General features: G+C 61.3%; 11 protein-coding genes and 1 pseudogene. 9 read left to right on the forward strand and 3 right to left on the reverse strand.

Going from position 1 to position 9,181, the window contains the following annotated elements:
- Nucleotides 1-40: 40 nt before the first annotated feature.
- Together NKI29_RS27205 and NKI29_RS27210 are read left to right on the forward strand one after the other, a co-directional pair.
- Nucleotides 41-472: a DoxX family protein gene (locus NKI29_RS27205; protein ID WP_352594206.1), complete on the forward strand. Its 432-nt coding sequence runs from the start codon at nt 41-43 to the stop codon at nt 470-472.
- A 299-nt stretch (nt 473-771) separates the two neighbouring features.
- The gene (locus NKI29_RS27210; protein WP_352465355.1) at nt 772-1,125 is read left to right on the forward strand and encodes a hypothetical protein; all 354 of its coding nucleotides are present in this window, start codon (nt 772-774) and stop codon (nt 1,123-1,125) included.
- A 72-nt stretch (nt 1,126-1,197) separates the two neighbouring features.
- Here NKI29_RS27210 and NKI29_RS27215 read toward each other — a convergent pair whose 3' ends face one another.
- The 3 genes from NKI29_RS27215 to NKI29_RS27225 form a co-directional block, all read right to left on the reverse strand.
- Nucleotides 1,198-1,503, reverse strand: a complete 306-nt coding sequence (locus NKI29_RS27215) for a hypothetical protein (protein ID WP_023675713.1) — start codon at nt 1,501-1,503, stop codon at nt 1,198-1,200.
- Between the two features lie 74 nt (nt 1,504-1,577).
- The gene (locus NKI29_RS27220) at nt 1,578-1,790 is read right to left on the reverse strand and encodes a hypothetical protein (RefSeq protein ID WP_352594205.1); all 213 of its coding nucleotides are present in this window, start codon (nt 1,788-1,790) and stop codon (nt 1,578-1,580) included.
- A gap of 285 nt (nt 1,791-2,075) precedes the next feature.
- Nucleotides 2,076-2,894, reverse strand: a complete 819-nt coding sequence (locus tag NKI29_RS27225; RefSeq protein WP_352645411.1) for a class I SAM-dependent methyltransferase — start codon at nt 2,892-2,894, stop codon at nt 2,076-2,078.
- A gap of 791 nt (nt 2,895-3,685) precedes the next feature.
- On the opposite strand from NKI29_RS27225, the gene NKI29_RS27230 reads away from it, so the two are divergent.
- The 7 genes and pseudogenes from NKI29_RS27230 to NKI29_RS27260 all read left to right on the forward strand — a co-directional run bounded on the left by NKI29_RS27230 (nt 3,686) and on the right by NKI29_RS27260 (nt 9,080).
- Nucleotides 3,686-4,090: a hypothetical protein gene (locus tag NKI29_RS27230; protein WP_352797875.1), complete on the forward strand. Its 405-nt coding sequence runs from the start codon at nt 3,686-3,688 to the stop codon at nt 4,088-4,090.
- A 3-nt stretch (nt 4,091-4,093) separates the two neighbouring features.
- Nucleotides 4,094-4,498: a hypothetical protein gene (locus tag NKI29_RS27235; RefSeq protein WP_352645407.1), complete on the forward strand. Its 405-nt coding sequence runs from the start codon at nt 4,094-4,096 to the stop codon at nt 4,496-4,498.
- Nucleotides 4,476-5,093 (forward strand): annotated as a pseudogene (locus NKI29_RS27240) (terminase large subunit domain-containing protein); the annotation flags it as partial. The gene NKI29_RS27235 and the pseudogene NKI29_RS27240, both read left to right, overlap by 23 nt.
- A 684-nt stretch (nt 5,094-5,777) precedes the next feature.
- On the forward strand, nt 5,778-6,323 hold the full coding sequence (locus NKI29_RS27245; protein WP_352571339.1) for a hypothetical protein: 546 nt from the start codon (nt 5,778-5,780) through the stop codon (nt 6,321-6,323).
- 117 nt (nt 6,324-6,440) lie between these two features.
- Entirely contained in the window at nt 6,441-7,196 is a 756-nt protein-coding gene (locus NKI29_RS27250; RefSeq protein ID WP_352645405.1) for a phage terminase large subunit family protein, read from the forward strand.
- An 82-nt stretch (nt 7,197-7,278) separates the two neighbouring features.
- Nucleotides 7,279-8,370: a methyltransferase gene (locus NKI29_RS27255; protein WP_352571337.1), complete on the forward strand. Its 1,092-nt coding sequence runs from the start codon at nt 7,279-7,281 to the stop codon at nt 8,368-8,370.
- Nucleotides 8,371-8,486: 116 nt separating this feature from the next.
- Nucleotides 8,487-9,080, forward strand: a complete 594-nt coding sequence (locus NKI29_RS27260; RefSeq protein ID WP_352571336.1) for a hypothetical protein — start codon at nt 8,487-8,489, stop codon at nt 9,078-9,080.
- The last annotated feature ends 101 nt before the right edge of the window (nt 9,081-9,181 follow it).

Genomic DNA, 9,181 nt, shown 5'->3' on the forward strand with positions numbered 1-9,181 from the left:
GTCCTTGGGGCACAACCATCGTAACTCTTGGGAGGACATCATGACCTTGGAAACCGCTCAATCATCCGTTCAGTCGCCGTGGCAGACCGCGGCAATCCTTATCGCCCGCCTGATCTTCGCCGCCGTCTTCCTGATGGCCGTGATTTTCAAATTCATCGATATCGGCGCCACCGCCGGCTATATCGCGGCGGCCGGGTTTCCGTTCCCGCTGTTCCTGGCCTGGTGCGCAGCCCTGCTCGAGGTCGTCCTCGTTCTATGCTTCCTGACCGGCGCCTTCTTCTCATGGGCAGCACTCGTCGCCGGCGCCTATGTGCTGTTCCTCGGCTTTGCCTTCCACGGGCCGTCGCACTGGGCCGGCAACCAGGCGGAGTTCGGCTTCTTCGTCGATCACTTCACTTTCCTGGCCGGGCTGCTGTTTGCCGCCGTGCACGGGCCGGGCAGGGTCCTGGCGCTGAGGCTTGGCAGGGGGTGATCCCCAATCTCGGAGGCGGCGTTCTCGTAAAGGCGCTCAGAAGGGTGGCTGCGACAATGGCGGTCGGGTCTATGACCGCGACCAGGGCCAGATCGGCAGCACGATCCGCACCAGCATCGTCGTGACGATCGAGAGCGGCCGGGTACCGTCATTCCGGCCATCCGCAGGTCGCGCGCAATAAAAGCGACAGCTAAAGTACGAGCGTTCGAGGTTTATGCTTTTTGTAGATGCGCCTGCATTCCCTCTGTACTTCCAACTTTCGGCGGGCTAAGCAAGACACGGGTCTTGAGGGGGAATTCATGAACATCGCCACGCGTTTTGCTGCCGCCATGATCGGCACGTCTCTGCTTGCCGGCTGCACTACCTTGACCGAAGGCGAATTCAACACGATGCATACCACGCTTGAAGGCAGCCCTGTCACCAAGCGCGTGGCGATCAACGAATGCATTGCACGCGAGAGATCCACGCCGCTCAACGAAAGAAAGACTTACGCAGCAATCATGAATGTCAGTGTCGCAAAATACGACAGCGCCTTTTGTAACCGGCTCTTTAATGCCGTTGCAAATGGCAGGCTGACTTACGCGGACTACCGCAGGCTTTCCTCGCCGGGGGCCGACAGCAGCAAGTTGATCAAGATCCTGCAGGGCCGCTAGCAGGCGCCGCCAGCAGTCTTGCCGCCCCGGCGCGGCAAAGCTGGTATCGCCGCGTCAGCTCCGATCGCGGTGTCACATCTGGTCGTTGTAAGGTTCCTTGATCTGACCGACCATGCGCGCCAGTTTCGAAAAGGACGGCATGTCCGTCTCCGGCTGACATTGATTGGCCAACTCCAGCAGTCGGATCGGGAAGTTGACGGCGTCGCGGCTCGACGCCGACATGCCTTCGGACCTTTCCTCGTTGGTCTCGCTGGCTTCGGCCTTGCGCAAGGCGATGTCTATCTCCTCGACGGAGAGCACGCCCTTGCGGACCAGGACCTGATTGATCGATGCGATGGCCATCAGCAGGCCTTCGAGTTGCAGATTGGCGACGTTCATGGCTTTTGCTCCCATTGGCTAGGGTTCAAACGCGCCAGCGCGTGTTGCGATCCAGTGTGGGACAGCGGGGCAGTCTACGACCGGTCGGGTGGCGATGGCTCTGCAGGGTTCTTGGCCAGGCGAGCATCGATGTCGCTCAGCTTCTGCGCAATGATCTCGAGAGCCGCGACTGACCCGCGCTGAACGCGCACCAGTTTCATGACGAAATATCCGAACACCCCGAGCATCAGAACCATCGGGAGCCAGCTGATAATAATGCCGAGCAGAGAGCTCGAACCGTCTTCCATGTCGACACCTTGATTCCACGTCCTCAACCAACGCGTGCAGCAAAGCATTGAATTGACTATGCAATAAGCGGTTCTGGGCAAAATTTCTATTGCCGGTCGAAGGAACGAGGCCGAATTCAAAATGGTCCGCGCGGCGCCACCAAAGCGAGCAGGCGAGGGGTATTCTCACATTTTTTCGCGTCTCAGGTGAATTTTGTTCTTGCTTTGTGCCGGCAGCTATGCTACTAATTTGGTTATGGTGCCAATTGGCTCCAACGACCCGCCCGCCGAGGCGGGTTTTTTGTTTCAGGCCGGTTTGGAGACGATCACGGCGAGCGAGGCGAGTTTTCCGTCACTCAGGCTTCGGATGTAGTTGCGGCGGCGCTGCAGGAATTCCGCGCCCATGACGACTTCATTTGCCTGCTGCTGCGCCGGCGAGGGCACGACGCCGGAATTGGCCCTCTTCAGCGCCAGCTCAACATGTTCGCCGGTTTCGTCGACGATTTCGTCGATGCGAAATCCGGCATCGACAAACAGGGTTTTCAATTTTTCCCGATCGGCGAGGTGGCTGGTCGCCGCAGAAACCGCCCAGGGCATGGGATAGTAGGGCTCGCCGCCGGCGAGCACGGCTTCGGTCCAGATCAGCCTGCCTCGCGGTTTCAGCACGCGCCAGGCCTCGTCGATGACCGCGGCCTTGTTCTCGATGTTCATGCCGACATAGAAGCAGATCGCCGCATCGAAGGTGCTGTCGCCAAAAGGCAGTTTCGTTGCGTCGGCCTGATGGAAGCGAATCTTGTCTGCCAGTCCGCTGAGTGCGGTCAGTCGGCTCGACGCGGCGACAAAGGCTGGTGTCAGGTCGATGCCGTCGACCTGGCAGCCATAGGTCGAGGCCAGAAACCTTGCCGGCCCGCCAATGCCACTGCCGATATCCAGGATCCGATCTGTCGGCGAAGGAGCAAGACGGGCCGCATGCTCCCGCGTGGCGATCAGTTCGCGGCCATGGAGCTGATCGAATGGATAGAGTTGCGCGGCCGCGAGTTTTCCGGCCGGGTCGGCGTCCGGGATCGCGGCCAATATGCGATCGACGATGCCGTCGCTGCCGTAGTGACTGGTGACATTGCCCATGACGCGTTCCCCTCAAGCGCAACCACCATCCCATCAACGCAAGTCTCACGCAATGCCCGCCTTTTTCGCCCCTCCTTCCAGCCGTTCACCGACGAGGGTGCGAGGTCGTCAGTGCATTTTCTTCCACCGCGCCACATTTTGTTCTTGCTTTGTGCCGGCAGCTATGCTACTAATTTGCGTATGGTGCTAATTGGCTCCAACGACCCGCCCGCCGAGGCGGGTTTTTCATTCAGGCCTCTTTTCGATCGAACGTTGCTTGTGTTGCCGGCTGTGAAGTCGGCGGGACGGCGCCCGGGACAGTACCCCCCTCTGGCCTGCCGGCCATCTCCCCCTCACGTGGGGAGATTGGCGGTTTCGGCGCTGCGCTCTTCCTGCAACGCTGGAGATTGGCGAAAGCCGGCGCGAAAGCCGATCTCCCCCCAAGTGGGGAGATGTCCGGCAGGACAGAGAGGGGCGCGAAGGAATGCAGCCTAGCGGTCTTCTTGGAACGTTAATCGGGAGGCGGACAAGGCGAGGCGCTGAACGGAATTCGCATTTTTCTGCCGCCGTGCCACATTTTGTTCTTGCTTTGTGCCGGCAGCTATGCTACTAATTTGGGTATGGTGCCAATTGGCTCCAACGACCCGCCCGCCGAGGCGGGTTTTTCATTTCGGGCTCCTGTTCGACCGAATGTTGCGTGTGCTGCCGAGGCATGTCGGCGCGAATGAACGCGACCGACTATCCCGGTCCGCAACCACCTATCGTCCATAGATTTCCCAACGCGCCCGTGCGCCCATTTCAGAGAACACCCCATGTCCAACCGTTACGCCACGATCATCACCGACGATGACGGCCGCGAGGTCGTCAGCGCTATTGGCGAGTTCGCCGGCGCCGCACCCTATGCACGCCATGGCCGCTTCGAGCAGGTGGCCGCCGGCGTGCGGATCGGCATGGTGCGCGGCGGTAGCGTCGATGCGGTCGGCGGCTTCGGCTTCCCGTCGGGAGCACTCGACGGCAACGCGGTGGCAATTCTCAGGGCAAGGCTGAATGCCTTGCCCGACGCCGCTGCGATGAGGCCCGGCACGACGACTGATGCGAAACCGGCAAGCCAGCCGCGGAAGCCGAAGTCGGCACGCGCCGGCAAGAAGGCCAGGCCGCGCAAGCGCATCGTGCGGCCAGGCAACAAGAAGCCGATGTCCCCCGGGATAGCGGAGTAGGGCATGGCCAAGGCTCCTTCCGCCGGCGATCCGCAGCCGCACGATCAAGCACCCGGCAAGCTCGGCCGAACCAGGCGGCCGAAGAAGACGCTGGCCGACGGCTTTCTCGAAGCGATCCGCGCCGATTTTCGCGCCCATGGCGCCGGCGTCATCGCCGAGGTGCGCGTCGAAAAGCCCGATCAGTATCTGAAGCTCGTGCTGTCGGTGCTGCCCAAGGATCTTAATGTCAACATCAACAATCTGGATGCATTGAGCGATGACGAAATCAGGCAGCGCATCCGCGGCCTCGAAGCCGTCCTTAGGCCGTTCCTCGAGAAGCCGGGCTTCGCAAAAGGCCTCGCAGACCCGGGCGGCAAGGACAGAATATCTCAGCCTGCTGGCGGAGCTGGACCGCAGGCGCCGCACTAACCAGCTTGCCGCCTATCGGCCCTATCCCAGGCAGGCCGAGTTCCATGCAGCCGGCGCGACCAATCGCGAGCGCCTGTTCATGGCCGGCAACCAGCTCGGCAAGACCAGGGCCGGCGGCGCCGAATGGGCGATGCACCTCACCGGCCGCTATCCAGATTGGTGGCAAGGCAAGGTTTTCGACTGTCCGGTTCGGATGTGGGCGGCCGGCGTCACCGGCGAAAGCACGCGCGACAACCCGCAGCGCATCCTGATCGGCCCGCCGCAGCAGCAGGCGGCCTGGGGCACCGGCATGATCCCGGCCGACGCCATCGTCAGCACGATGGCGGGGCGGGCGCCGGGCGCGCTCGACAGCGTCGTGGTGCGCTGGGGCGGCGGCGGCGATGCCCAGGCCGACGAATCGGTGCTGTCGTTCAAAAGCTACGAGAAGGGTCGCGAGAAATGGCAGGGCGAGACGCTGCACGGCGTCTGGTTCGACGAGGAGCCGCCGCTCGACATCTATTCCGAAGGGCTGACCCGTACCAACGCCACCGGCGGCATCACCATCGTCACCTTCACGCCGTTGCTCGGCATGAGCGATGTGGTGCTGCTGTTCTTGTCGGCTGAGCAGGTCGAGTTCATTGGTGAAAGGGGAAGCAATCGGCTGAATAAGCCAGCCCGGCGCAATCATTATCCCAGCTGACTGTGGCGCACGGAATAAGTGTGGAGCACTTCTCTTGCAGCAAAATTGTAGTTATTTGGACGGAGGATGAGAGCCGTAACGGAGGGGTGGGCAGTGGGAAATCACTATCGGTCGCTAGTCGTGATCGGTGCAATAATGCTTTCAGGATGCGTAGTGACTGAGAGCCGGTTCAACACAATCAACGCTGGAATACAAAGAAGTCCAGCTTTCAAAAAGGATTTTATGACTCAGTGTGCGGTGGGATTGGGGGCAAAGCCACTAGCTTACCGCAAACAATGGGCTAGAATAATAAACACAAGTGTTGAAGCGTTGCCAGAGGTGTACTGCAAACGCTGGACTGATGCGGCGATGAGCGGACGAATGACGTATGCGGATTACAAAAATGGATTGTCGCGACCTACCTACGAAAGTAAGTTGATCAAGATACTTCAGGGCCATTAGCCGGCCCGCCTGTGTTCGTCGCGCGCCGTCCCGGTTTTGCTCCAGCAAGGTATCTCGCATGAGCCGCCACGTCCCCTTCATGACCAGCGCGGTTGCCAAGCCATGATCCGGAACTAGACTGGCTACATTGGGCGGGAGATCACAACTATGAATAGACGAATGGTGTTGATCGGCGGCCTTTCGTCAATTGTCGTATCACCAGAAGGCAACGTCGGCATGTCAGCAACTTTTCCTCCCGTTCCGAAATGGCGGCCATCGTTTTCGCAGCCCATCGATCGCATCGAGGAGCGCTTTGGCTACTACTTCAACCAGGAGCGTGACTTTGCCATCCTTGAAAACGGCACCTGTGTGCTGACGGAGGCTGGTCTTTCCGATGGCGCTGCATCCTTGGCAGCCATCCAGACGCTTGCCGAGATCTACAACTACCACCCGGACATGAAACCGTCCGATATGGACGATGGCAATTTGTTGGTCAGTTACAATCATCCTGCCTTCAACGTCGTGCTGACCGACATTGCCAAGGCGCATTGGCCAGAGATCGAGGCTCGCCACCAGGACGGACTGACGACCGACGAGGTGTTGTTCACGCCGCTCGGGCAGAACGTATTCGATGATTTTGGCAAAAAGGCGCTGCTAGGCCGGTGCTACATGTTCATGGATGCACAGGCGCCGAAAGTCATGCGCATCAAACGTCGGGCGATCTGATCCCGACTTTTCGACCGGCTCCGTGGCAGGTGTTCCGAGCGATGCAAACGGAGCTGCGAGGCGGGGCGTTGGAGCGCGCACCTGCCACCACGATTCACTGCCGCGAGGGTGAGAACAATGACCCGTCACGTCACCTTCATGACCATCGACGATGCCGAACATTATACGCCGCAGCAGCGCGCCGAGATCATTGCCGCCTATCCGGCGCATGAGCGCGAGGCGCGGACCAAGGGCATTCCGGTGCTCGGCTCCGGCCGCATCTTTCCGGTGGCCGAGGAGCTGATCGCCTGCGAGCCGTTCCCGCTGCCGCGCTACTGGCCAAGGCTCGGCGCGCTCGATTTCGGCTGGGACCATCCCTCGGCGGCGGTCGAGCTTGCCTGGGATACGGAGGCCGATGTCGTCTATGTCACGAAAGCCTGCCGCGCTTCGCAGCAGACGCCCGCCATGCAGGCGCTGACGCTGAAACCGTGGGGCGAATGGCTGCCATGGGCATGGCCGCGCGACGGCCGCCGCGAGACGCTGGAAGGTGCCGGCACCGCCCTTGCCAGGCAATATTCGGCACGTGGGCTGAACATGCTCGCCAGCCATGCTCAGTTCGCCGACGGTTCCGTATCGGTCGAGGCCGGGCTGATGGACATGCTGGACCGCATGCAATCAGGCCGCTTCAAGGTGTTCTCGACGCTTTTGCCCTGGTTCGAGGAATTCCGGCTCTACCACCGCAGGGACGGCCAGGTGGTGAAGCTGCGCGACGATTTGATGGCGGCGACACGCTACGGCGTGATGATGCTGAGGGAGGCGGCAGTCGACCCGGCGGTGTTCAAGGCCGCGCGGCGAAAGGCCGGGCAGGCCGATCCGCTGGGGGCGTTTCGGTGAGGAAAATCGGGGAGGGAGGCAATGCGCTCCGGCTCCGATTGGAAAACTGTAGTGAACGTCCGTGGACGTGGTGTAGCATCGAATGATCCCGCTCAAGGGACGCATCGGCGTGGCCTCACGGGGGCATTCGCCGATAGGGGAGGATCAGATGCAAAACGGAATTTCTCCAGACCACATACTGCAAATTGGCTTTGGGTTCTGGCCAGCCAAGACATTGTTGAGCGCCGTGGAACTGGGACTCTTCTCGCTGCTTGCGGACGGCCCCAAAACGGGCCTCGAACTGCAAGGCGCGATGGGGCTGCATCCGCGCGCAACGTATGATTTTCTCGACACCCTCGTCGCGCTCGGATTGCTGCAGAGGGACGGCGCCGGCGAAACCGGCAAATACGGCAATACGCCATCGACCGCGCTGTTCCTGGTCAAGCGGACCCCCCAATACATCGGTGGAATCCTTGAGATGGCGAACGCACGACTGTATCGGTTCTGGGGCGATCTCACACCGGCATTGCAAACCGGAAAGCCTCAAAACGAGATCAAGGAGACAGGCAAGTCGATGTTCGGCGAGCTCTATGCGGACCCGGCGCGCCTGGAGCAGTTCATGGACGCGATGAGCGGCATCTCCATGGGCAATTTCACGGCGTTTGCCGAGAAATTCGACTTTTCCAAATATAAGACGCTGGCCGATATAGGCGGCGCAACCGGGCAGCTTTCGGCCATCGTCGCGGCGCGGCATCCGCACATGCAATGCCGGACGTGCGATCTCGCCGATGTGCAGCCGATCGCCGAACGGCGCTTGAGGGAGCGCAATCTCGGCGGCCGGGTCATCGCCGAGACGATCGACTTCTTCGCGGACGAATTCCCCAAGGCGGACATCATCACGATGGGAATGATCCTTCACGACTGGAATCTCGAGAACAAGAAAATGCTGATCGCCAAGGCCTATCGTGCATTGCCGACCGGCGGCGCGTTGGTCGCCATCGAGAACATCATCGACGATGAACGCAGGCAAAACGGCTTCGGTCTCATGATGTCGCTGAACATGCTGATCGAATTTGGCGAGGCGTTTGACTTCACCGGCGCCCAGTTCACCGAGTGGTGCAAAGAGGCAGGGTTTAGTCGCTGCGAGATTATTCCGTTGGCGGGACCTGCAAGCGCAGCAGTGGCTTACAAATAGAGGCTTGGCACCCAGTTCGCTGGCTCGGTCGAGGCCGGGCTGATTGAAATGCTGGACCGCATGCAAGGTCGACCGCCGCCTTCTAGCGCCGCAGTGGACGGTAAGGTTCGCCGAGCATGACCCTCCGCATCATTCCCGCCACGCTGCGCGATCTCTCCTACATCGCCGCCAACCTCCGGCCCGAGGACCGGGCCGAGATCGATTGCCAGTTCGACGACTGGTCGCCGGCGCTGCTGGCGCTGACGGCGCTGCAGGGATTTGCCTATGTCGCCGAGCTCGACGGCAATCCGGAGGCCGGTTTTGGCGCTGCCGAGCAGCGCGGCGGCTTATGGATCGCCTGGAGCTGGGGCACGCGCCGCATGAGGCGCTGCGTGCCTGGGATTACGGAATTCTTTCATGCCGTGCTCGGGCCTGAAGTTGCCGCGCGCGGCGCATGGCGGGTCGAGGCGCGAGCGCTGGCGGCCAATCAACTGGCGCTGCGCTGGCTTGCCCGGCTGGGCGCCACGCAACGCTGCCGCCTGCCGGGCTATGGCAGGAACGGCGAGGATTTTCTGCTCTACGACTGGACAAGAGCCTCTCACTCTGGAGAAAACCATGTGCCTCTTCCAAAAACCGCCGGCGCTGAAGCCGTTGCCGCCGACACCGACCATTGCCGACAAGGACGTACAGGCGCGCGAAGCCGCCTTGCGGGCCCAGCTTGCGGCCAATGACGGCACTGCCGGCACGGTGAAGACCGATCTGTCGCCCAGTGAGCTCACCGGCCAGCGCCGCGTGCTGCTGGGGGTGTGACATGGGCGCCATGAGAAGAGTG

The organism is Mesorhizobium sp. M0678 (assembly GCF_040320505.1).
Taxonomy (GTDB): Bacteria; Pseudomonadota; Alphaproteobacteria; order Rhizobiales; family Rhizobiaceae; genus Mesorhizobium.

Bases quoted from the DNA above. Each gene is read 5' to 3' on its own strand.
- NKI29_RS27255 (WP_352571337.1), top strand. From the start codon at position 7,279: ATGATCCCGCTCAAGGGACGCATCGGCGTGGCCTCACGGGGGCATTCG.
- NKI29_RS27210 (WP_352465355.1), top strand. From the start codon at position 772: ATGAACATCGCCACGCGTTTTGCTGCCGCCATGATCGGCACGTCTCTG.
- NKI29_RS27215 (WP_023675713.1), bottom strand. From the start codon at position 1,503: ATGAACGTCGCCAATCTGCAACTCGAAGGCCTGCTGATGGCCATCGCA.
- NKI29_RS27230 (WP_352797875.1), top strand. From the start codon at position 3,686: ATGTCCAACCGTTACGCCACGATCATCACCGACGATGACGGCCGCGAG.
- NKI29_RS27250 (WP_352645405.1), top strand. From the start codon at position 6,441: ATGACCCGTCACGTCACCTTCATGACCATCGACGATGCCGAACATTAT.
- NKI29_RS27245 (WP_352571339.1), top strand. From the start codon at position 5,778: ATGGTGTTGATCGGCGGCCTTTCGTCAATTGTCGTATCACCAGAAGGC.
- NKI29_RS27220 (WP_352594205.1), bottom strand. From the start codon at position 1,790: ATGGAAGACGGTTCGAGCTCTCTGCTCGGCATTATTATCAGCTGGCTC.
- NKI29_RS27260 (WP_352571336.1), top strand. From the start codon at position 8,487: ATGACCCTCCGCATCATTCCCGCCACGCTGCGCGATCTCTCCTACATC.
- NKI29_RS27225 (WP_352645411.1), bottom strand. From the start codon at position 2,894: ATGGGCAATGTCACCAGTCACTACGGCAGCGACGGCATCGTCGATCGC.
- NKI29_RS27235 (WP_352645407.1), top strand. From the start codon at position 4,094: ATGGCCAAGGCTCCTTCCGCCGGCGATCCGCAGCCGCACGATCAAGCA.
- NKI29_RS27205 (WP_352594206.1), top strand. From the start codon at position 41: ATGACCTTGGAAACCGCTCAATCATCCGTTCAGTCGCCGTGGCAGACC.